This is a genomic window from Gimesia panareensis (genome assembly GCF_007748155.1).
In the GTDB taxonomy this organism is placed as follows: domain Bacteria; phylum Planctomycetota; class Planctomycetia; order Planctomycetales; family Planctomycetaceae; genus Gimesia; species Gimesia panareensis.
On sequence record NZ_CP037421.1, the window covers coordinates 746532 to 768759 of the forward strand.

Consider the following 22228-nt stretch of genomic DNA (forward strand, 5'->3'; position numbering starts at 1 on the left):
TCACTCAGAGTTTGAGGTGGATCTTGTTCTTCTCCAGGTGCCGGACAAACAGCCAGGTGATCCAGAAGAAGAGCAGGAAGCTGCCCCAGGCATACCACCAGGGGGCGTCTTTCGTAGCGAAGGGTTTGACCGATTCCATGACGAGGTCGTGCAGGATGTAGGCGGCCAGGGCGTTCGTTCCCAGAGTGCGAAACAGCGGAATGTGCAGGTTGCCCCGATCGCAGGCGAGGTGAAACAGCAGGTAGACGAACAGCGACAGTCCCGCGGAAAAGACGAGATACGAAAGCGTTCCCGCCCGCTGGCTCATCATCCAGTAGTTCCATTTTCGCTGTTCCTGTCCTGGCGGTTTGACGAACGGAGGTTCCGCCAGATAGGCGGAAAATGGCTCTCCCTCTTTGGCTTTGAATTGCGCTTCCGTAGGAATGACCGGATGGATGGCCAGTTTCAGATCCTGGTTGCCAGCCATGGATTGATCTATTGCCGGGACATCATAGAGACGGGTGCCGCAGGAGATGATCCAGCCCAGGAGCATCAGCGCGCAGGACCAGAAGAGGATGGGTTTAATGCGGGGCAAGCCTTCCGCTTCCACGACCCAGTCACAGGCGAGCGTGCCGATGATCGCGGGGATCGACCAAGTCAGGAAACCGAGCGGTCCGCCGTCGATGCCGTTCGGTGGTGAGTTGACCCAGGTGAAATAAAAGTAATACGAGAGCACCACGTGCGCGGTTGCGGAGAAGAGCATGTAGGCGATGCGCACGGTGGCTTGGGAGCGGATGACGGGAGTGATCCAGAGCGAGGTGACGGCGATGTGCATCAGCGTTTGAAACCATTTACGTTTGAGTGGATCGGCGATCGCGCCCCAGACACCGATCGACTCCAGTTCGCTCCAGGTTTTGGCAATCGGTTCTTCAAGCCGATACATCACCAGCGAGACCAGTACCAGTCCCAGCAGGCGCCTGACCACCCGCAGGTAAGCTGAGACGGCGCCCTGGGTCTGAATCCGTCTGCCGAAGGTGAGCCGATAGGCAAAGCCGACCGCGAACAGAAAGTGAGGCATGATCGTGTCGGCGTAGCTGCAGTAGGTATTGTGATGCTTGAGCACGACCGGGCAGAGGATGAAGAAGCCCATGTAGTTCACGAGGAACATGCCCGCCACGGTGTAGCCCCGGAACTGGTCGAGGGAGACGATGCGTTTCCGGTTTTTGTCGGTCGTGGCGGCCGGGGTGGAGTCTGTCATGCTGTTCTGTCGATTCGTAGGGATTAAGGAAAAACCGCAGGGTGTCGGTATTAATCTCTACAATATACGGTTTGACAGACAGATTGAAACAGGGTAGTTCAGAATTTGCTGGTCCCTCAACAGAGATTAATGCCCAGCACTTCGGTGAGAAAGAGGAACCAGATGACGAGCCAGATCACAAAGTTGACGCCTGCCTGGAGGATCGCACTGACCAGGCCCATGATCAGGTTGGTGATTTTGTTCTCGAAGAGATTCAGGTGAACGCTTCCGATCAACAGTAGGACTGCCCCGGCAAACATGATGATCCAGACTGGTCCCATCATCAGGAGATCCATTCCATGTAGATCGATTTTAAAAACATATTTCGCGAGCCAGGCCAGTAGCATGACCAGAAATTCTCCACCCCAGAATAAAACGTAAGCCAGGAGATGATAGCGTTTAAAGTGGGAAGCCTGAGATTGGCTCATCTTAGTGACCTCTCGTCTGAATGCTGAAATATGAGGGACGATGCACCGTTTGTGCGACCGGCTCTTTGATTCAGGCGGGAGAAGTGAGGAAAGATCACGCGCGGATCTGGATTTTTTTAAGAATGCAGTTCAACGCGTCTGTTTTCGTTCGCGGCGGAACTGGCCGGGGGTGGTGCCGGTCTGTTTTTTGAAGGCGACGTTCAGATACTCGGAGTGGCGAAAGCCGGTGCGGTTGGCGATTTCGATCAGCGGGAGTTCGGTTTCTTCGAGCAACTGTTTCACACGATCGAGGCGGATGCGCATGATCTCTTCGTGCGGTGAGCGACCGATGATTTTCTGGAAGCGGCTTTCGAGGACCCGCCGGGAGAGGGGGACCGATTTCAAAACGTCCTGCACATTGATGCCTTCGCAGGCCTGCTGGCGGATGAAGCGGACGGCGTCGGAAATCAGCTTGTCGTCGATGGCCTGGATATCGGTAGACTGGCGCGTGGCGATGCCCAGGGGCTTGATGAGATGCGCGTCTGAGGAGACCGGTTCGCCGGCGATCATGCGATCGAGCAGGGCGGCTGCTTCGTAGCCGGTGAGACGCGTGTTGGGGATCACGCTGGAGAGGGGCGGCTCGGAAAGGTTACAGAGGATTTCGTCATTGTCCACGCCAATGATGGCGACCTCTTCGGGGACAGAGACATTAATCGTACGGCAGACATCGAGCAGTTGCTGCGCTTTAATGTCATAGCAGGCCATGATGCCGACCGGCTTGGGGAGTTGCTGGATCCAGTCGGCCAGGCGTTGTTGTTCGGCTTCCCAGGGGGGCGCCTGTTTGCGACCGGTGGTCTGCGGATAGGCGTGACAGAGATAGCCGGCGTCCCGGATGACGTTCTGGAAATGGTCTTCCCGCCAGCGGGACCAGTTGAAGCGATGGTCGCCGCAAAAGGCGTAGTGTTGAAAGCCGCGTTCGATGAGGTGTTGGGCGGCGAGGGAGGCGATCGCGCGGTCATCGGTTTCGACCCAGGGGAGGGAGGGGGCCAGACGGGCGGCACTCACATCGACGGCCGGGACGCCGCAGTTCACGACGGCTTCAGCGATCTTTGTGTTTTCAATTCGCGCGATGATGCCGTCGCCGTGCCAGCTGTTGAGCCAGTTGACGGGGACATTGCCTCGACCATGCTCGGGGAGGTAGATCGACCAGGAGTGGTGCTCGTGAATGTAGGCCATGATGCCGCGTAAGAGCCCGCGGGCATAGGAGTTGGATGATTCGATGAGCAGGGCGATCGAGGGGCGTGATTTCATGGGGCCGGTTTCGGGCGGAATTGTGGGTGACGTAAATGTAATATTCTTAAAGGGATTCCGTGACAGCTCGTCTGGCAAACGGTCTCAGACCCCTGATAGCATGGATGAGGGCTGGTTTTTCGCTTGGTGAAATATCTCAATTTATTATGCGCAAGTTTACATGGTACTCGATCAGGGGGGATTTACAATAAAGAAAATGGACCGGGTTCCCCCGAGGAGGGAACCGGATCAAACAGAGAGTCTCTCCTGCAGCGTAGAAGGAATGCCATGAGTGAGAAACAGATGAATGTCGCGATTGTCGGTCTGGGATTTGGTGCCGAGTTCATTCCCATTTACCAGGCGCATCCGAATGCCAACATGTATGCGATCTGTCAGCGTTCGGAAGATCATCTGAACGAGATCGGCGACACGTTCGGGATTGAGAAGCGTTATACCTCTTACGATGAGCTGCTGGCGGATCCTGATGTGGATGCCGTCCATATTAATACACCGATTCCCGATCACGCACCGCAGTCGATCAAAGCGTTGAAGGCAGGGAAGCATGTCGCGTGTACGGTGCCGATGGCAACGACGGTGGCGGAGTGCGAAGAAATCGTCAAGACGGTCAAAGAGACCGGACTGAAATACATGATGATGGAGACTGTCGTTTACAGCCGCGAGTTTCTGTTCATCAAGGAGATGTACGACAAAGGGGAGCTGGGCAAGATTCAGTACATGCAGGCCAGTCACCCGCAGGACATGGAAGGCTGGCCCGAGTACTGGGAGCGGATGATCCCGATGCACTATGCAACGCATGTGGTGAGTCCGGTGCTGGGGATGGTCAACGGTCGGGCCGAGTATGTGAGCTGCTTTGGTTCCGGGACCGTGAACGACGACATCGCGGAAAAGTCGGGCAACAAGTTCGCCGTGGAGACGTGTCACATCAAGATCAAGGATTCCGATATCGCGGCTCACATCTGGCGGTTCCTGTTTGATACGGCGCGGCAGTACCGGGAATCGGTGGACGTGTATGGCACGAAAAAATCGTTTGAGTGGCCCTTGATCGAAGGGGAAAACCCGGTGCTGCATACCGCGAAGAAGCCGGAACCGGAAATTCCCGAGCGAGTGGAAGTGCCCGATTACGCGCATCTGCTGCCCACTGAAATTCAGAAATTCACCCGGGCGATTCACGACGCCGACCATCTCTCCTTCCTGCAGGGAGCCGGGCACGGGGGTTCGCATCCGCACCTGGTGAATGCGTTTCTGAAGTCGCTGGTGGAAGACACGGATCCCTGGCCGAACGCCCCGCTGTCTGCGAACTGGACCAGCGTGGGAATTCTGGCGCATGAGTCTGCCGTGGCGGGCGGGGAACTGAAAAAACTGCCCGAGTTCACATTGGAATAATTGAGAAGTATTACTGTAAGCATCTGATTCATCGACATCATTCACATAGATATCTGAGGGGACCGTTATGGCTCGTTACTCCCTGTTCCTGTTATCGCTGATTCTGGCGGCACCAATGGCTGCTGCCGAGGAGTTCACGCTCCACCAGTTTGACCGTCTGCAACTGGGGGATAAGTTCTATGCAGAAGGGGCGACCTTCGGCGATCTGAACCGCGACGGTCACCAGGATCTGATTTCCGGGCCGTACTGGTATGCGGGGCCGGACTTCAAAACGAAGCACGAGTACTATCCGGTCAAGGAATGGAGCATTAACGGCTATTCCGACAACTTCTTTGCGTTTGTGAATGATGTCAACAAGGATGAGTGGCCCGATATTGTGATCATCGGGTTCCCCGGTAAGGAAGCTTACTGGTATGCGAATCCGCAGAAACAGTCGGGGCACTGGAAGCGGTACCTGGCGCATCCGGTGGTTGATAACGAGTCGCCGACTTATACCGACCTGACGGGAGATGGAGAGCCGGAGCTGGTGTTCCACACGGGGGGACAACTCGGCTATGCGGAGCCGGGGAAAGATCCCACGCAGCCCTGGAGCTTTCATGCGGTCTCGCCCAATCTGAAGTATGGTCGCTTTACGCACGGGCTGGGTGTGGGCGATGTGAATGGCGACGGAAAGCCGGACATCCTCGAGAAGAACGGCTGGTGGGAACAGCCGGCTGATCTGCAGAAAGCCGGTTTCTGGACGCGGCACCCGTTTCAGTTTACCGGCGCAGGCGGTTCGCAGATGTATGCCTACGATGTAGACGGCGACGGGGACCAGGATGTGATCAGTAGCAAGGCGGCCCATGCGTATGGTCTCTCCTGGTTTGAGAACGTCAAGAAAGATGGCGAGATTACGTTCGTCGAGCATCCGATCATGGGGAGCAAGCCGGAAGAAAACAAGTACGGCGTGGTCTTCTCGCAACTGCACGCGGTCGATCTGGTGGATATGGACGGCGATGGGATTAAGGATATTGTGACCGGGAAGCGGTTCTGGGCGCATCAGGGTCATGATCCGGGAGCGAAAGAACCGCCGGTCAACTACTGGTTCAAAATTGTGCGGACACCGAAAGGCGTCGACTTTCTACCTTACCAGATCAATGACAAGTCGGGAGTGGGGACCCAGGTGGTCGCCGGCGATGTGACGGGGAACAAGCTCCCGGATCTGGTGGTGGGGAATAAATCAGGCACGTATCTGCTGAAGCATAAAAAAGTGAAAGTGGATGAAGCGACCTGGAAGAAAGCGCAGCCGAAAAAGTATGTGCCGAAGAAAGTCTCGGTGAAGAATGAGCTCAAGCCGGGTGAGCATTTTGCCACGAACGCAGACGGACGGCGGTTGAATCTCGATTTCGAGACGGGGGATCTGAAAGACTGGATTTCCGAGGGAGAGGCATTCCGTTCGCAGCCGGTTAAAGGGGACACCGTGCATACTCGTCGCCATGACATGGTCAGCAATCATCAGGGACGATACTGGGTTGGCACTTATGAGGTGTTGGAAGATACGCCGGTGGGAACGCTTTCCTCGGCTTCGATTAAAGTGACGCACCCTTATGCCACGTTTTATGTCGGGGGCGGGAGTCACGATTCGACGCGGGTCGAAATTGTGGACCGGGCGACGAACAAAGTGATCGCGAAAGCCAGTGGTCGCAACAATGAGCGGATGCACCAGGAGCTGGTGGATCTGTCCAAATACCAGGGCAAGGAGATATTCATTCGCCTGGTAGATCAGCATCGGGGCGGCTGGGGACACATTAACTTCGACCATTTCCGCTTCCACGACAAACAGCCCGCACAACTGGAAGTGGCGGGCAGCGGTGCCCCCGCGCAGGAGCACACGCAAAAGTATGACGGTCTGCCCGGGAAGAAGGCGGCGGAAGTGATGTCGGTGCCGGACGGGTTTAAGGTGTCGCTGATTGCCGCCGAACCCGATGTGCAGCAGCCGATCGCGATGACGATTGACGATCGCGGACGCTTGTGGGTGGCGGAATCGTATGCCTATCCCAGCAAGCAGCCGGAAGGCAAGGGGAAAGACCGGATTCTGATTTTCGAAGACAAAGATGCCGACGGTAAATTTGAGACGCGAAAGGTCTTTCAGGAGAAGCTGAACCTGGTGAGCGGTCTGGAAGTCGGCTTTGGCGGCGTGTGGGTGGGGCAGGCGCCGTACCTGCTGTTCATTCCGGATAAGAACGGCGACGACAAGCCAGACGGGGAACCGGAGATTCTGCTGGACGGCTGGCATTACGAAGATACGCACGAAACGTTGAACTCGTTCATCTGGGGGCCGGACGGCTGGCTCTACGGCTGTCATGGTGTGTTTACGCATTCCCGGGTCGGGAAGCCGGGCACGCCCGATGATCAGCGGCAGCCGATCAATGCCGGGATCTGGCGGTATCATCCGACGCGGCACGAGTTTGAAGTCTTTGCGCACGGGACGAGTAACCCGTGGGGTGTGGACTTCAACGATCAGGGGCAGTGCTTTCTGACCTGCTGTGTGATCCCGCACCTGTTTCATATCGTGCAGAACGCACGCTATCGCAGACAGGCAGGACAGCACTTCAATCCTTACACGTATGACGACATTAAAACGATTGCGAAACACCGGCACTGGACCGGCGGGCAATGGAACCAGTCGGACCGGGTCGCTTCAGACCGAGTGGGCGGGGGACACGCGCACGCCGGGGCGATGATCTATCTGGGAGGCAGCTGGCCGAAGAAGTATCACAACCAGTTGTTCATGAACAACATTCATGGCGCCCGTTTGAATCAGGATCAGCTGGCCCGCGAAGGGTCGGGGTATCTCGGCGATTTCGCTCCTGACTTCCTGTATGCGAACGATCGTTCTTCACAGATTCTGTATCTGCGGTACGGTCCGGACGGGCAGGTCTATTTCATTGACTGGTACGACACGAACCAGTGCCATCATCGCGAATTCCAGAAGCACGATCGCTCGAACGGGCGGATTTTCCGGGTGGCCTACAACGATGCGAAGCCGGTCAAAGTCGATCTGAAAAAACTGACGAGTGCCGAGCTGGTCAAGTTGCAGCTGCATGAGAACGACTGGTACGTGCGGCAGTCTCGACGCATTTTACAGGAGCGGGGTGCCGACCCGGAAGTGCACGCACAACTGGCGGAGATTGCCTTCAATAATGACGACGTGACGCGTCGCCTGCGCGGGTTGTGGGCCCTGCATGTGACGGGCGGACTTTCGGAAGCGAAGGTGATGCAGGCTCTGCAAGACCCGAGCGAATTCATGCGGGGCTGGGCGATTCAGCTGGCGCTGGAGACGGGAACACCTTCTAAACAGCTGCTGCAGAAAATGGAAGCACTCGCGGCGCAGGATCCTTCTCCAGTCGTGCGGTTGTATCTGGGTTCGGCTGCGAACCGGCTGCCGCTGGATCAGCGGGCGGGAATTCTCAAAGGACTGGTGAGTCACGCGGAAGATCAGCACGATCACAATCTGCCGCTGCTCTACTGGTATGCCCTGGAGCCATTGGCACCACAGGACATGCAGCAGGCATTTGCGTTGGCGAAGAGCTCACGGATTCCACTGATCGAGTCGTACACGCTGCGGCGGATCGCTGATATCGGCACCGAAGAGGCGGTCGCGTTTCTGGTGGAACAGCTGGGTGAGGCGAAAACGGCTGATGAGCAGAAAGTCTTTCTGGATTCGATTAACAGTGCCCTGCGGGGACGACGCCAGTTTCCGATGCCGGCTCCCTGGAAAGCGGTGGGCAAACGGCTGATGGCGAGCAAGGATCCGGTGGTGAAATCGCGTTCGTTATCGCTGGCGGTAACCTTTGGTGACCCGGCTGCGATGCAGCAGTTGCGGGAAATCGTGGCGGACCAGAAGAACGATCTGGCAGGGCGGAAGTCGGCCCTGGCGAGCCTGCTCGGTGCCGGGGATAAGCAACTGGTACCGATTCTGATTCCGCTGCTGGATCAGAAGGGCATCCGCCGTGAAGCGTTGCGAGGTCTGGCCGGTTATCCGGATGCGGCAATCGCGACTGCGATACTGGAACGCTATCCGCAGTTTGATCTGAATGAGAAGCGGGATGCGCTGAATACGCTGGCAAGCCGCTTGAATTTTGCCGAGCAGCTGGTGTCGGCTGTCGAAGCGGGCGAAGTGCCTTCCAAGGATTTGTCTGCGGAAATCATTCGTCAGCTGGGGAATCTCAAGGATAAACAGTTGAATGCCAAGATCGGCAAGGTGTGGGGCATTGTGCGCGAGACGGCAGCGGACAAGAAAAAACTGATTGCCAGCTATAAGAATATGATCGAGCGACCGCACCCGACGCCGGACGTCAACCTGGGGCGGGCGATCTTTGCGAAGACCTGTCAACAGTGTCACAAGCTGTTTGGAACCGGGGCCAGTATTGGTCCGGAGTTAACCGGATCGAACCGGGCCAATCTTGATTACCTGCTGTCGAACGTGGTCGATCCGAGTGCCGTGATGGCCAAGGATTATCAGCCGGCCGTGATCGTCACCGAATCGGGACGAATTATTACCGGCATTATCAAGAAAGAAGATAAGAACGCGGTGACGGTTGCGACGGCGAATGAGACAGTGGTCATTCCCCGCGATGAAATTGACGAGATGAGTCTGAGCAATAAATCGATGATGCCTGACAACCTGTGGAAGCAGCTCAGTCGAGTCGAGATTCGCTCACTGGTCAAGTATCTGGCCAGCCCGGGGCAGGTGCCGATGAAGGCGACGCCGGAGAATCTGAAGCAGTTCTTTAACGGTCAGGATCTGACCGGCTGGTCGGGGGACAGTCAGCTCTGGTCGGTGGAGAATGGCGAGATTGTAGGCCGTTCACCGGGGATCAAGCGGAATGAGTTCCTGGTGAGTGATCTACTGGTCGGTGACTTTGAGTTGAAAGTCAAAGTAAAACTCACGCCAAATGCAGGGAACAGCGGGATTCAGTTCCGCAGCGGTCTGCAGCCGGGGGGCCACGTCAAAGGGTACCAGGCGGACATCGGTGCCGGCTGGTGGGGCAAGCTGTATGAAGAACATGGGCGGGGCCTGTTGTTTAAGGAATCAGGCGAGCAGCATGTTCGCGAAGGGGACTGGAACGAATACCGGGTGGTTGCTGTCGGCCCGCGGATCCGGACCTATATCAACGGGAAGCTGTGCACGGATCTGAACGATCCGCAGGGAGCCAAGCAGGGGATTCTGGCATTCCAGATCCATTCCGGCGGCCCGATGGAGGTCCGTTTCAAGGATCTGAAATTGAGCCTCGAGCCTCCGCGGGATTAATGAAAGCCTGACGACAGGCTGGTCACTCAGCGGGTGGGCCAGCCTGTGTGTCCCCATTTCAGGTTGATTTCGAGTCGTCTGAGGTAGGCGCTGAGGGCACCGGTGTGGTGCTGGATGTGGCGGATGCTGTAGAGGTGCAGTGCCCCGCGCGTGAATGGTTCCAGCCAGTCAAAGTCGGCTCGCAGGTGGAGCGAGGCTTCCGTTTCAGCGGCGATTGTCTCGCGCATTTTCTGGAGACAGACCTGCAGATAGTCGCTCACCAGCTCTGGAGTGATGGGACAGTCAGCCTTGGGTTTGAAGCGGTTTTCGTCATGCTCGTTATGGAATTCGCGGAGTTGAAACGCGGCCAGGCTGGGCGAGAGGTAGAGGTCGACATAGCAGAGCGTGTGATAGGGGACGTAGCCGAACTCCATGTTGGCGATTTTCTGATGCCAGTGCGCGGGCGGGCAGTGTTGAATACAATCATCCAGCATTCCGAGTGAGGCCTCAAACTGTGCACACAGGATCTGTCTGACGTATTCGATCATCGCGAGACTCCTCAATCAAAAAAGCCGCACTCTCGCAGGTAGATGACGCTCTGCTTGACGCGGTTGTGATGTTCTTCCAGTGTCAGTTCCGGTTCGCCTTCGATGCCTTCGATTTCCAGACTGTAGGGGCCTTCGAAGTTGTGGTCTTCGAGGATGTAGCGGACTTTGAGGAAGTCGACGCCCCCCGCTTCGCCCAGCGCGGCGAAATTCCAGTCCTTGAATTTGCAGTAGGAGTCTTTGAGGTGCACGTGTTTGACCCAGGTGACGACCTCGCGGAGTGACTCCAGGACATTCGCGTGCTGGTTGTAAAAATTGATGTTGCCGGTATCGAAGTTGAGTCGCAGGTGGGGATGATCCAGATCCTGCATGGTGCGGAGCATTCCGGGCGCGTTGACGCAGATGCCGGGGTGCGTTTCGAAACAGTAGGTGATGCCCTGTTCGCCGGCATAATCGCCGATTTCGCGGAGATGTTCATAGAGCGTTTCGCGATCTGATTCCTGTTCGATTTCGCCGGCGCCACCCACGACGAGTTTGACGCCCAGCTGCTGCGCCAGGTCGAGCTTTAGTTTCGTTTTGGTGACGACCTCCGGATCGAGGGGATTGCCGGTGGTGATGTTGCAGCTGGAGAGTTTCACGTGATGCTGTTTCAGCAGGTCTTTGACATGCGCGACATCCTCGGCGGTGGAGGCTTCGGTGAGGAGCGGAGTCTCTTTGAAAAAGGAAGGGACGCCATGGTTTTTGATGTTGAGTTCCAGGTGGTCGATCCCGGCATCACGGATGTGTTCGATCGCGGCGACGGGACCAAAGCGACCGTAAGAGTTTGTCAGGCAGGAAACGAGGGCGGCCATGCATTCGACTTTCTATCTCAATGATCAGCAAACATTTATTGCAGTACTGCTCTCAGCATGGTACTTTGAGACCACATGAAATTCAAAGCTACATGGTGAAAGTCCTTGATCAGAGCTCGCACTGAACAGGCACGGATGAGGTTCTCAGATGGCTGAGGTTCAGGAACTACTCAAAACAGCGTTGACGCACCACCAGACCGGGGAACTGGATCAGGCAGAGGAGATCTATCAGGGCCTGCTGGACAATGACCCGCGTCAGTGGGAGGCCCGCTATTATCTGGGCACACTGCAACTACAGCGGGGGCAACTGGATCGGAGCGTGACCAGTTTCCTGCAGGTGATCCAGCTCAACCCGGATCTGCCCGATGTACACAATAACCTGGGCGTGGCCTATCATGCGACAGGGAAACTGGAGGAAGCCGAGCAGTCATTCGAACAGGCATTGCGGCTCAATCCCCATTATGAGCGGGCTTTCTTCAACCTGGGCAGTCTGTACGAGAGCCGCGGAATGCTCGCTGAAGCGATGCGGTGCTTTCGAAAATCGTATGAGCAGAGCGGGAGCCCGGAGACCTACGAGAAACTGGCTGATGTGCTGAAAGTCTCCCGCAGGTTCTCGGAAGCAGAAGTGATTTACCGGGAGCTGCTCCAGAAGTCGCCCGGGGATTTCAATCTCTCCATGAAGCTGGCCTACGTGCTGGTGTTGCAGCGCCACTATCCCGAAGCGGTTCAGCTGTATGAAGCGATGCTGGATTCGCATCCCGGACATTATCAGATTCTGGTGAGCCTGAGTTACGTGCATGAATGCATGGGAAATATTGACGCCGCGATTCAGACTGCAGAACAGTCGATCGAGGCCGCTCCCGAACAGCCCGAGGGATACAATAATCTGGGCAACGCACTGCGGCTGGCGCTGCGACTGGATGAAGCCAGTACGTATTTCGAAAAAGCACTCGCGCGGCAGGCTGATTTTCCGATTGCAGAATTCAATCTGGCAACCACCAGGATGCTGCAGGGAGATCTGCAGGCCGGCTGGCAGGGTTACGAGCGCCGGTCCGACATCGATGTAGCGTCGCGGATGACTTATCCCGGTCCTGCCTGGCAGGGCGAGCCACTGGAAGGTAAAACGATTTGCCTGTGGTGCGAGCAGGGCTTCGGAGATACGCTGCTGTTTATCCGTTTTGCCAGCGAATTGAAACGCCGCGGGGCAGGGCGGGTGCTGGTACTGAGCCAGGTGGAGCTGGCCGGATTGCTACGGAGTATCGAAGAAATTGAAGTACTGGTTCCCGGCGATCCGATTGTTGAATGTGACTATCAGTGTTCCCTGATGAGCGTGCCCCGGTTTCTGGAAACCAGCCTGGAGACGATTCCGGCTGAGGTGCCTCTGTTCCAGCCTGCTGAAGATCGGCTTGCGTACTGGAAAGAAGTGCTTTCCCAACTGGAGGGAAAAAAGGTGGGCTTGAACTGGAGCGGGAATCTGCAGTTCCCCCGGGATCAATTCCGTTCGGTGCCGTTGAAGAGTATGCTGCCCTTAAGTGATGTCGCCGGGGTGCAACTCGTCAGCGTGCAGCAGGTGAATGGACTCGATCAACTGGCTGCACTCGAGAATGACTGGAATCTGTGGCAACCCGGCTCTGAGTATCAGGCGAAAACGGGTGATTTCGGAGAAGCGGCCGCACTGATCGGCAGTCTGGACCTGCTGATCACCGCTGATACCTCTTACGCTCATCTGGCAGGGGGACTGGGAGTTCCGGTTTGGGTTCTGGTGTCGCGGTTGCCGGAATGGCGCTGGCTGCTGGAGCGGACCGACAGTCCCTGGTATCCCACGGCACGGCTGTTTCGCCAGACGCAACTGGGCGACTGGGACTCTGTCACTCAGGATGTGAAAGCCGCAATGGAGCAGCAGTTCAGTTCTGAAGCCGTCTGATTCTGCTGAAATTCCAAATTGAGTGATCTACCTCATCCTCCTGCGTGGGTCGAAGTTCATTCGACGTAACCTCCTATCTGGCTGGAAGCTTTACCGATTAGAGAAACGGGCGATCGAAGTCCAATTATATGGTTTGCGCCCCGTTGCAGGGAAAACAGGGGATTTCAGGCCGGGTTGAGAAGCGAACACGATTTGACCGGATTTTTTTTGCAGGCTACATTTCTGGTATCTCTCTCCCTGAAACCCCGTCAGGTAATTCCTCAGCGAATACCAATCTCCCCCGAAGTCGAATTCTAAATCCCAACTTTCCAGACAGTGATGTGCTGGATTCCGTACCGATACGTTTAATAAGAGTGAATCAATGCGAGATATGGTCAAGGTGCCTGCGAGAGAACCCGTCTCCCCTGGTCATGTGGAAGATGCGATCCGTGAACTCAGCTTTGACAAGCGAACGGCGTTTCTCAAGGAGACTCAGAAGTATCCCTGTCTGAGGCGGCTGCCTGAACTGAGCAAACTGGCAGACTCGATTGTAGCCAGCTGGAATCTGGAGCCGTTTGCCCTGAGCAGTCGCCAGTGGCATCGGATTCCGTGTGAGCGGCAGATCGGCCTGGCTTTCTTTGATCCGAAATCGAAGGCACTGAGTTCGGAGCTGACGGTCGTCGAGTGCCGGAATCTGTCGATCGAAGGGATTTCTTTTTTCCACGATGTGCCGATCCTGTCGCGCGAAGTGGCGATCACCTTTGACCTGGAACAGGAAGAACGCGAGTTCCTGGTTGTGCGTCTGGCGTGGAGCCGTTTTTCAGAGGCGCATGTCTTCCAGAGTGGCGGACGGTTTCTGTACCAGATCGATGCGGAAGCAAGTCTGTCGGAAACAGGCTGAGCCGCGACAGTCGTTCAATTCCACTGAGCCAGTTCCGCGTGCACTTTCTGCAGCATCAACTGGAGGTCGTCCTGTTCGGATTCGGGACAGCTTTTGAGACAGCTTTCCAGCAGTTCTACGGCCAGTCCCAGTTTCTGTGTTTTGAAACTGAGTGCCGCCAGATCTTTCTTATGCGGACAGGAGAGCGGGTGCAGGGCACAGAGCCGGCGCTGGACGTTCCAGGCACGCTCCAGATCCTGACGCTCTTCATGAATGCGTTTCAGGTTCATCAGCATACGGATGATGATCTCCCGATGAGTGGCCGGCTGCAACAGTCGGTTTAACACGCTCCGGGGAAATTCTCCCAGTTCCGCCAGCCGGTTCAGGCATTCTGCTTCCGTATAGATTGTGCCCTTCGAATAGGGATCGATAAACAACGGTCCCTCATGTGAATCATAGCGGACCAGAAACTGCAGGGGTGCGGCGACACCATGAATGTCGATCCCCAGTTCCTTGCCGACGGCCATGTAAATTAAGGAGAGAGAAATCGGCAGTCCCTGCCTGGTTTCAATCACATGATTCAGGTAGCTGCCTTCCGCCTGGTGATAGCAGATCGTATCTCCCGCCAGTCCGTGCTGTCCGGCCAGGCACTGCACGAAAGACTGTAAGAGTGTGCGATCGTCTTCTGCGAGCGCAACACGTCCGGAGAGTTCGCAGGCCCGCTGGCGGACCCAGATCAGTACATTTTCGAAGACGAGGTCCGGCTGATCATCGCGGGCCAGTTCGAGGGCGGCTTTGGTCAGATCAATGTGACTGTCATGATGCAGGAGCCGGGAAAATTCCGGATCCTGTTGGAACTGAAATATTTGCTTTATGTCCATCAGAGACGAACTTTGTCAGGAGTAACTGGCGGGATTCGGGAAAGAGTCAAACGCAGACGGGGAGGACATCTGCCGTGGAGCTCTTTTTTAACCGATGTTCGCGTCTTCGATCAATGCCATTTTTTTGTGTACAGATGAAAACCGCGGCGGTTTGTAAAAAAGACAAGGCCGGGAGCACCGAATTCCTGATTCTCGCCTGATCAGGGAAAATAACGGGCATTCAGCAGACTGCTTTGATTGACGCTTGAGTGGCGAGTCGACACAATGAGCAGGGCCCTGTTTTTGATTCCCATAAAGAGAGAAAAGTCTGTAATACAATGCAATTTTTGCCTGTCGAAGAGCAACTGGCTATTATCGGCCGCGGTGTCGAGAAGATCGTTCCCGAACAGGAACTGGCCGAAAAACTGAAATGGAGCCGGGAGACCGGAACGCCGTTGCGGATTAAATACGGTATCGATCCGACGGGCATCGATCTGCATCTGGGGCATACGGTTCCAATGCGGAAGATGCGACAGTTTCAGGAGTTGGGTCACCAGGCGGTGATCATCATCGGCAACTACACGGCTTTGGTGGGAGATCCTTCCGGCCGGGATGAGACGCGGGCACGATTGACGGCAGAACAGGTGGAAGCGAATGCGACCGACTACCTGAACCAGGTGGGGAAGGTGATCGACCTCGATCAAGCCGAGGTGGTCCGCAACGGGGACTGGTTCAGCAAGATGAACTTCGCCGACATTCTGGAGCTGTGCAGCAAGGTGACCGTAGCGCAGCTGCTGACCCGCGATGACTTCTCGAAGCGTTATCGCGAAGAGGCGGCGATTTACCTGCACGAGTGTCTGTACCCGATCATGCAGGCCTGGGACTCGGTGGAGATCAAAGCCGACGTGGAGCTGGGGGGGACCGAGCAGCTGTATTCGTTCATGCTGGCGCGGGACCTGCAGAAAGACCAGGGATTGAAGCAGCAGGTGAGCGTGATGTCGCCAATCCTGGTAGGAACCGACGGCGTGCGGCGGATGGGTAAGAGCCTGGGGAATTACATCGGGATCAGCGAAGCCCCGTACGAGATGATGAAAAAGTTCATGCAGCTCTCGGACGACAGCATGCAGATGTTCTTTGAACTGTTGACCGATTTTCCGCTGGACGAAGTGCAGACGGTTCTGCAGGGGCATCCCAAGGATGCGAAAGTCAAACTGGCGAAAACGATTATCACCGAGTATCACGACGCAGCTGCCGCGGATGAAGCGGCTGAGCGCTGGCAGCGGGAGATCGGATCGGGGGGAATGCCTTCTGAAATTCCCGTGGTGCAGATTTCGAAGTCCGATCTGAACGAGGACGGAACCCTGCCGGCCGCGAACCTGCTGAAAGTGGCCGGGCTGTGTGGATCGACGAGTGATGCACGCCGTTCGATCCAGCAGGGAGGCGCCAAGCTGGGGGCCGAGAAAGACCGGATTGAAACTCATGATCAGGCAATTCCGGTGGAATCGGGGCTGTTGTTGTGGGTGGGTAAGAAACGGTTCTGCCAGGTGGAACTGGTCGACTAAGTCAATGCACTTGGCGTTCGTTCCGCCTTTCTATTTGCAATCAGGGGAAATGATTCCGCGCGGATTGCATTCACGGTGAATACTTCGTAAAACGTGGTATTGACGAAAGCGCAGCAGATTCGTGCTTCACCGAGCGAGGTGAAGTTTCACATATTTAGAATGAAACAGAGAAAGCAACAGTTATGGCAACAGGATTTGGAATTGTCGGCTGTGGCATGATTTCGAATTTTCATGCAAAGGCTCTCGAAGAGATTCGTGGTGCCAAGCTGGTCGCCTGCTATGATCAATTTGCAGCGTCCGCTGACAAGTTTGCAGAAGCGAATGGTTGCACAGCCTATCATGACCTGGACGAGATGCTGGCCGATCCCGAAGTGGATGTGGTTACTATCTGCACGCCCAGCGGGGCGCACATGGACCCGGCGGTCGCAGCCGCGAATGCCGGCAAACACGTGGTCGTAGAAAAGCCGCTGGAAATTACCCTCAAACGCTGCGATGCGATCATCAACGCCTGTAAGAAAAACAAAGTCCAACTGGCGACGATCATGCCGTCCCGCTTTGGTGCCGCCAACCAGGAACTGAAGAAGGCCATCGAAAAAGGCCGCTTCGGCAAGCTGACACTGGGCGACACCTATGTCAAATGGTGGCGGACCCAGGAATACTACGACAGCGGCGGATGGCGGGGCACCTGGAAACTGGACGGGGGCGGCGCTTACATGAATCAGGCGATTCATAACGTCGACCTGCTGTACTGGTTCATGGGTGAAGTCGCCGACGTGAACGGGATGACCGGCACGCTGGCCCACAAACGGATTGAAGTGGAAGATACCGGCGTGGCAACGATTCGCTTCAAGAATGGTGCCCTGGGTGTGATCGAAGCAACAACCAGTGTGTTCCCCGGGCTGCTCAAGAAGACGGAAATCTCGGGTACCGAGGGAACTGTCATCATCGAGCAGGACGACGTGCTGCACTGGGAGTTCGCTAAAGAGCAGGCCCGCGATCAGAAGATCCGCGATGAGCTGGGTAAGTCGACCGGCAACACCGGCGGTGCCAGTGATCCGTCGGCGATCTCTTATGCCGGCCACATGGAGCAATTGAAAGACTTCATCAAGTCAATCAAGACCGGCAAGAAACCTCTGGTGGATGGCAACGATGGCCGTAAGAGTGTGGAAATCATTCTGGCGATCTATCAGTCTTCCTGGACCGGCAAGCAGGTTTCGCTGCCTCTGAAGCGGGATCCCAAAATTCCGAAGAAGAAATAATCTGGAACGGATGCCAATTGAAGCAGGACGGGTTAAGGAGAGCCCGTCCTGCTTTTTTTACGGACCCTGGCAGAACAATTATTGGAGAAAAATGAGATTTAATAGACAAAAGTGAAGTGGCAGTCTCTCTTCAAGGGGTGAGTATCTGGAAAGAGAAAACTTTAGGAGACGAACGATGCGCGGCTGTTGGAACTGGCTTATGTTGTTAATCCTGCTGTCGGTTTGTTCGATGGCAGTTGCGGAAGAAAAGCAGCCGGAAACGAAACAGCAGGCGAAACCGTTTTTGAGCATCAAAGTGGTTGATGAAGCAGGCAAGCCCGTAGCGGGGGCGCAGTCCGGGATGATTGCTGTGGTCACAGGCTCTGATCAAAAAACGGGAGTCGACTGGAGCTTCGGGCACTATGCAGTTCGCTCGGATGAGAAAGGAATCATTCGATATCTTCAGCGGGAGAAATACTATGGAACTATTTTCGTGCGTCACGCAGAGCTGCGACTTGTGGGCGTCAAACGGATTGATGTTGACGAGATCAAAGATTCTCCCGTGTTACTGACAATGCATCCCGAATGTCATGTCACGTGGTCTCTCAAGAGCAGCCAGTTAAATGACATTGGGAAGCAGGTCAACCAGATTCGCGGGCATGCGGCTGTGGATGATCTGAGCTGCCTGTTTTGTAATTCAAGCGGTTCGACATTTCATTTCTATCTGCCTCCCGGAAAATATACGCTGTCTGGTGCGGGGGAACATATCAGTCCGGTTGAGAAAACGATTGAAATCAAACCCGGGCAAACGGAACTAGATGCAGGGACGACGGATACCGCTGCCTTGAAATATATTCTGTTGACCGGGAAGTCCGCGCCGGAGATTGTTGACGTGCAGGAATGGAAGAACGGTCCCGTCAAGCTGTCGCAACTGCGGGGCAAAGTCGTCGTGCTGGAATTCTGGGGCTGGTGGTGTGGGCCTTGTGTGATCCGTGGCATCCCAGAACTGTTTCAACTGCGGGAAGAATATTCAGAAGATGATCTGGCGATCATTGGCATCCACGTGTCGTACGGTGAGAATGACGAAGTGGGATCCATCAAGGAGATGGATGAAAAACTGGCCCAGGTGCGCGAGAAGGTCTGGAAGGGAAAGCAGATCGATTTTCCGGTAGCCTTCACACGCAAACGGAAACTGGCCTTTGCCCCAGGTGGTGCGAAGGTGGCCCATTCCCGAATGAGTGTGGAATACGGGATCGATCTTTTTCCGACGCTGATTGTCATCGATCGCCAGGGGAATGTTGTGAGGAAAATGTATCCCTGGGACAAAGTGGAACGTGACAAACTGAAACGTCTGATCGAAGCGAAGTGACGGTAACAGCGTTCTGTGTTTCTAAGTTTTTCTGCCTGAAGAATTAATCAACAACAGGATTGAATACGGAGTCGAACATGCGATTGTGGTTGACCTGGATGATGCTGATGTCCGTGCTTTTGGTTTCACAGGTGGATGCAGAAGAAAAACAACAGGCATCGACCGAAGAGACGAAACCGTTTCTGGTCGTGAAGCTAGTGGATCAGGAGGGAAAACCGGTGGTGGGGGCGCAGACCGGTATGGTGGCGATCGTCAAAGGCTCTGATCGTGAGCAGGGATTGGAGTGGGACTTCGGGCACTATGAGCAGAAGTCTGATGCTGAAGGGATGCTCCGGTTTCGCGATCGGGGCCAGTTTCGCAGCATGGTCTATGCGCGGCATGCCGGTCGTGGCCTGGTGGCTGTGAAACGGACGGATCTGATTGAGGACCAGAAGTCGCCCCTGGTGCTGACGATGTATCCTGAATGCCATGTTACCTGGACGATTGAAAGCAGTCAGCTCCGCCAACGCGGTAAAGAAATCGGGGTCCTGCGCGGGCTCAGTAGTTCGGAAAACCTGATCTGCCAGTGGTGTCAGCGCACAGGTTCGACGCTGCATTTTTTTCTACCGCAGGGAGAGTTTTCCCTTCTGGCTCACTCAAAACATATCAGTCCGATTGAGAAACCAATCGTGATCAAAGCCGGGCAGAAAACATTGGATGCGGGGACGTCGGATGCCCATGCCCAGAAGTGGATTTTACTCGAAGGTCAGCCAGCACCGGAAATCGCAGATGTCAAAGAGTGGAAAAATAGTCCGCCAATCAAGTTGTCGCAACTGAGAGGGAAAGTGGTCGTGCTGGAGTTCTGGGGCTGGTGGTGTGGTCCCTGCGTTTACTTCGGCATTCCGGAACTCTTCAAGTTGCGGGACGAATATTCGCAGGACGATCTGGCGATTATTGGCATTCATACGCCTTATGGTGAAGAGGATGAGGTGACATCGGTAGCGGAACTGGATGAGAAACTGGCCAAAATACGGGAGAAGATCTGGAAAGGAAAAACGATTGAATTTCCGGTGGTTCTCACCCGCTTTCGTAAGGTGCCGTACTATCCCGGTGAAAAGTCGAGTGCGAATGCGATCATGAATGTTGAATATGGCATCAACCGTTTCCCGAGTTCCATTGTGATCGATCGCCAGGGGAATGTTGTGGGGAAACTGGATCTGAGAGACAAGGCGGGACGCGAAGAACTGAGAAAGTTAATTGAAGCGAAGTGACCGGAGCCCGTTACAGTAGAAAGAAACATGTTTGCGTGTTACCTGTAGCGGGTTGGGTTCTTTTTAAATTGCTCCTGCGGTTTCTCTGACGGTTTCCTGTTGTCTTTGACAACCCCGAATTTCATTCGGGGGCACCCTTACTTCCAGACTATTCCGTTGCCTGTTGTTTGCGATAGAGGTGGATGATCATCAGGAAGCAGAGGAAGTCGTAGACGGTGTGAGTGGTGATGGGGATCAGCAGATTCTGGGGGGTGAAGAGGACGAGCAGCAGGCTGAGATAGACGCCCATCAGCGTGGCGACAATCACGTAGAGACGGGTGATCGAGTGCAGAATGCCGAAAATCATGTTGGTCAGGACGATGGCAAAGACCACGCCGAATTGAGTGGACCAGGATTGCAGGACGCCGCGAAACAGCAGCTCTTCGCCCAGGCCGATGAAGATGCAGAGGATGAACAGTTCCAGTATCGAACCGTTGACAATGCGTGGTCCCAGTTCATCGAGCAGAAACTGTTTGATCTTTTGAAACGCCTGAACGGGCAATGTTACCGAGAGCAGAAAAAACAGAAACATGGGCAGCGCTGCCAGGACGCCGATGAGCAGATCGGTCCAGTTCCAGTTCAGGTTGGTGAGCGGGCTGACGTCCAGAGCCCAGCCCAGTCCGAAAGCAATGACGATGAAGCCGATGGAAAACAGCGAGCCACCCAGGATGAAGAATTGCTGTTCTTGTGGTAGTTGGTCATCCAGTTCTTGTTCGTCGTCCGGGTGCGGCATAAGGGGGCGGTTCACTCTCTTGGTTCAGGTTTAATGGGATTATAGCACTGACGGGGGGGAATCCAACTCCCGAAAGTCTATCCAGGTTTACCAGGTTTCTCTGTTTTAAGGGTGGTGCGAGGGTTTGAAAACTGCATCTTGCAGAAACTCACCATCTCGAATACATTTTCCCAATCTTAACAGGATGTTTTGTGAATCACAGGCGTCTCGTCGGCTGATCGATGAGATTGTCGACTGTTTCTTATCCACACAGTAATTCTTTTTCGAAGAAGCGGTAGTGCAAGGATGCTGCACCGTTTACGTCAATGGCTCTGTCCTGATTTGGCGATCGATCTGGGAACGGCGAACACACTCGTTGCGATCCAGGGCGAGGGGATTGCGCTGGACGAACCCTCGGTGGTGGCGTTGCATAAAGGCAGCCGCAAGATTCTGGGGAAAGGGACCGCGGTCGGAAAGCTGGCCAAACAGATGCTGGGGCGCACGCCGGACAGCATCATTGCGGTACGTCCACTCAAGGAAGGCGTGATCACTGACTTCGAACTCTGCGAGTCGATGCTGCGGTATTTCATTCTCAAGGCCCGCCATCACTCGCGTGGGCTACGACCGCGAGTCGTGATTGCGGTGCCGGGCAGTATTACGCCGGTCGAGAAGCGGGCCGTGTTCAACAGTGCCGAACGTGCAGGCGCAGGTCGGGTTTATCTGATTGAAGAATCGAAGGCGGCAGGCATTGGTGCCGGGCTGCCGATCTCCGAACCGATGGCGAGCATGGTGTGTGACATCGGCGGCGGCACGAGTGAAGTGGCCATCATGAGTCTGGGCGATACGGTGGTGAGCAACTCCGTGCGGATCGGCGGCGACAAGTGTGATGAAGCGATTGTCGAATACATGAAGCAGCATTTCTCGCTGCGGATTGGTGTGCAGACCGCGGAGGACCTCAAGCTGGAACTGGGGAGTGCCTATCCGCTGGAGCAGGAACTGACCGGCGAGGTCAAAGGCCTGGATACGATCAGCAGCATTCCCCGGAAAGCAATCGTGACCAGCGAGGAACTGCGGGAGGCCCTGCATGGTCCGTTGGAATCGATTTTGAACTGCTGCAAACAGACGATCGAACAGTGTAAGCCGGAACTGGTGGCGGATCTCGCGGATAATGGAATGGTGCTGACCGGCGGTGGTGCGCTGCTGAGGGGATTGGAATATTATATGAGCGAACAGCTGGGGATTCCGGTGCGGGTGGATGAAGATCCGCTGCGGACTGTGGCCCGCGGGACGGCGATCTGCCTGGAACATCTGAGCCAGTGGCGGCATGCTTTTGATAATGGCGAAGGTGACTTTTAAAAGGACGGGCCCGG

Annotated in this window: 16 protein-coding genes; 9 read left to right on the top strand and 7 right to left on the bottom strand. The window is 55.5% G+C overall.

The window, feature by feature from the left end:
* Nucleotides 1-4: 4 nt before the first annotated feature.
* The 3 genes from Enr10x_RS02885 to Enr10x_RS02895 form a co-directional block, all read right to left on the bottom strand.
* Nucleotides 5-1237: an acyltransferase family protein gene (locus Enr10x_RS02885; protein WP_145103818.1), complete on the bottom strand. Its 1233-nt coding sequence runs from the start codon at nucleotides 1235-1237 to the stop codon at nucleotides 5-7.
* A 116-nt stretch (nucleotides 1238-1353) separates the two neighbouring features.
* Complete coding sequence (locus tag Enr10x_RS02890) at nucleotides 1354-1704, bottom strand: hypothetical protein (protein ID WP_145103820.1); 351 nt, start codon at nucleotides 1702-1704, stop codon at nucleotides 1354-1356.
* A 129-nt stretch (nucleotides 1705-1833) separates the two neighbouring features.
* Nucleotides 1834-2994: a XylR family transcriptional regulator gene (locus Enr10x_RS02895; RefSeq protein WP_145103822.1), complete on the bottom strand. Its 1161-nt coding sequence runs from the start codon at nucleotides 2992-2994 to the stop codon at nucleotides 1834-1836.
* Nucleotides 2995-3261: 267 nt separating this feature from the next.
* Between Enr10x_RS02895 and Enr10x_RS02900 the strand changes: the two genes are divergently transcribed.
* Nucleotides 3262-4377 carry a Gfo/Idh/MocA family protein gene (locus tag Enr10x_RS02900; protein ID WP_145103824.1) on the top strand — a complete coding sequence of 372 codons (1116 nt, stop codon included), beginning with the start codon at nucleotides 3262-3264 and terminating at the stop codon, nucleotides 4375-4377.
* A gap of 67 nt (nucleotides 4378-4444) precedes the next feature.
* Nucleotides 4445-9670 carry a PVC-type heme-binding CxxCH protein gene (locus Enr10x_RS02905; protein ID WP_145448097.1) on the top strand — a complete coding sequence of 1742 codons (5226 nt, stop codon included), beginning with the start codon at nucleotides 4445-4447 and terminating at the stop codon, nucleotides 9668-9670.
* Nucleotides 9671-9696: 26 nt separating this feature from the next.
* Here Enr10x_RS02905 and Enr10x_RS02910 read toward each other — a convergent pair whose 3' ends face one another.
* Both Enr10x_RS02910 and Enr10x_RS02915 read right to left on the bottom strand, forming a co-directional pair.
* Entirely contained in the window at nucleotides 9697-10197 is a 501-nt protein-coding gene (locus Enr10x_RS02910; protein WP_145103828.1) for a DinB family protein, read from the bottom strand.
* An 11-nt stretch (nucleotides 10198-10208) separates the two neighbouring features.
* Nucleotides 10209-11045, bottom strand: a complete 837-nt coding sequence (locus Enr10x_RS02915; protein ID WP_145103830.1) for a sugar phosphate isomerase/epimerase family protein — start codon at nucleotides 11043-11045, stop codon at nucleotides 10209-10211.
* Between the two features lie 148 nt (nucleotides 11046-11193).
* Between Enr10x_RS02915 and Enr10x_RS02920 the strand changes: the two genes are divergently transcribed.
* Nucleotides 11194-12969 (top strand): tetratricopeptide repeat protein, encoded by a 1776-nt coding sequence (locus tag Enr10x_RS02920; RefSeq protein WP_145103832.1) that lies wholly within the window; start codon nucleotides 11194-11196, stop codon nucleotides 12967-12969.
* 361 nt (nucleotides 12970-13330) lie between these two features.
* The gene (locus Enr10x_RS02925) at nucleotides 13331-13849 is read left to right on the top strand and encodes a hypothetical protein (RefSeq protein ID WP_145103834.1); all 519 of its coding nucleotides are present in this window, start codon (nucleotides 13331-13333) and stop codon (nucleotides 13847-13849) included.
* Between the two features lie 14 nt (nucleotides 13850-13863).
* On the opposite strand, the gene Enr10x_RS02930 is transcribed toward Enr10x_RS02925, so the two are convergent.
* Complete coding sequence (locus Enr10x_RS02930; protein ID WP_145103836.1) at nucleotides 13864-14709, bottom strand: SirB1 family protein; 846 nt, start codon at nucleotides 14707-14709, stop codon at nucleotides 13864-13866.
* Between the two features lie 317 nt (nucleotides 14710-15026).
* On the opposite strand from Enr10x_RS02930, the gene tyrS reads away from it, so the two are divergent.
* The 4 genes from tyrS (at nucleotide 15027) to Enr10x_RS02950 (ending at nucleotide 20107) form a co-directional block, all read left to right on the top strand.
* A complete protein-coding gene (tyrS, locus tag Enr10x_RS02935; protein WP_145103838.1) occupies nucleotides 15027-16250 on the top strand; it encodes a tyrosine--tRNA ligase in 1224 nt (407 codons plus the stop codon).
* A 182-nt stretch (nucleotides 16251-16432) separates the two neighbouring features.
* Nucleotides 16433-17509, top strand: a complete 1077-nt coding sequence (locus tag Enr10x_RS02940; protein ID WP_145103841.1) for a Gfo/Idh/MocA family protein — start codon at nucleotides 16433-16435, stop codon at nucleotides 17507-17509.
* A gap of 199 nt (nucleotides 17510-17708) precedes the next feature.
* Nucleotides 17709-18857, top strand: a complete 1149-nt coding sequence (locus Enr10x_RS02945) for a TlpA family protein disulfide reductase (protein ID WP_197996371.1) — start codon at nucleotides 17709-17711, stop codon at nucleotides 18855-18857.
* A 77-nt stretch (nucleotides 18858-18934) separates the two neighbouring features.
* A complete protein-coding gene (locus Enr10x_RS02950) occupies nucleotides 18935-20107 on the top strand; it encodes a TlpA family protein disulfide reductase (protein WP_145103844.1) in 1173 nt (390 codons plus the stop codon).
* A 148-nt stretch (nucleotides 20108-20255) separates the two neighbouring features.
* Here Enr10x_RS02950 and Enr10x_RS02955 read toward each other — a convergent pair whose 3' ends face one another.
* Nucleotides 20256-20894, bottom strand: a complete 639-nt coding sequence (locus Enr10x_RS02955; RefSeq protein WP_145103846.1) for a CPBP family intramembrane glutamic endopeptidase — start codon at nucleotides 20892-20894, stop codon at nucleotides 20256-20258.
* A gap of 270 nt (nucleotides 20895-21164) precedes the next feature.
* Between Enr10x_RS02955 and Enr10x_RS02960 the strand changes: the two genes are divergently transcribed.
* Complete coding sequence (locus Enr10x_RS02960; RefSeq protein WP_145103848.1) at nucleotides 21165-22214, top strand: rod shape-determining protein; 1050 nt, start codon at nucleotides 21165-21167, stop codon at nucleotides 22212-22214.
* Nucleotides 22215-22228: the final 14 nt, after the last annotated feature.

Coding starts and splice junctions, on each gene's coding strand:
- Enr10x_RS02885 (WP_145103818.1), bottom strand. CDS start 1,237: ATGACAGACTCCACCCCGGCCGCCACGACCGACAAAAACCGGAAACGC.
- Enr10x_RS02890 (WP_145103820.1), bottom strand. CDS start 1,704: ATGAGCCAATCTCAGGCTTCCCACTTTAAACGCTATCATCTCCTGGCT.
- Enr10x_RS02895 (WP_145103822.1), bottom strand. CDS start 2,994: ATGAAATCACGCCCCTCGATCGCCCTGCTCATCGAATCATCCAACTCC.
- Enr10x_RS02900 (WP_145103824.1), top strand. CDS start 3,262: ATGAGTGAGAAACAGATGAATGTCGCGATTGTCGGTCTGGGATTTGGT.
- Enr10x_RS02905 (WP_145448097.1), top strand. CDS start 4,445: ATGGCTCGTTACTCCCTGTTCCTGTTATCGCTGATTCTGGCGGCACCA.
- Enr10x_RS02910 (WP_145103828.1), bottom strand. CDS start 10,197: ATGATCGAATACGTCAGACAGATCCTGTGTGCACAGTTTGAGGCCTCA.
- Enr10x_RS02915 (WP_145103830.1), bottom strand. CDS start 11,045: ATGGCCGCCCTCGTTTCCTGCCTGACAAACTCTTACGGTCGCTTTGGT.
- Enr10x_RS02920 (WP_145103832.1), top strand. CDS start 11,194: ATGGCTGAGGTTCAGGAACTACTCAAAACAGCGTTGACGCACCACCAG.
- Enr10x_RS02925 (WP_145103834.1), top strand. CDS start 13,331: ATGCGAGATATGGTCAAGGTGCCTGCGAGAGAACCCGTCTCCCCTGGT.
- Enr10x_RS02930 (WP_145103836.1), bottom strand. CDS start 14,709: ATGGACATAAAGCAAATATTTCAGTTCCAACAGGATCCGGAATTTTCC.
- tyrS (WP_145103838.1), top strand. CDS start 15,027: ATGCAATTTTTGCCTGTCGAAGAGCAACTGGCTATTATCGGCCGCGGT.
- Enr10x_RS02940 (WP_145103841.1), top strand. CDS start 16,433: ATGGCAACAGGATTTGGAATTGTCGGCTGTGGCATGATTTCGAATTTT.
- Enr10x_RS02945 (WP_197996371.1), top strand. CDS start 17,709: ATGTTGTTAATCCTGCTGTCGGTTTGTTCGATGGCAGTTGCGGAAGAA.
- Enr10x_RS02950 (WP_145103844.1), top strand. CDS start 18,935: ATGCGATTGTGGTTGACCTGGATGATGCTGATGTCCGTGCTTTTGGTT.
- Enr10x_RS02960 (WP_145103848.1), top strand. CDS start 21,165: ATGCTGCACCGTTTACGTCAATGGCTCTGTCCTGATTTGGCGATCGAT.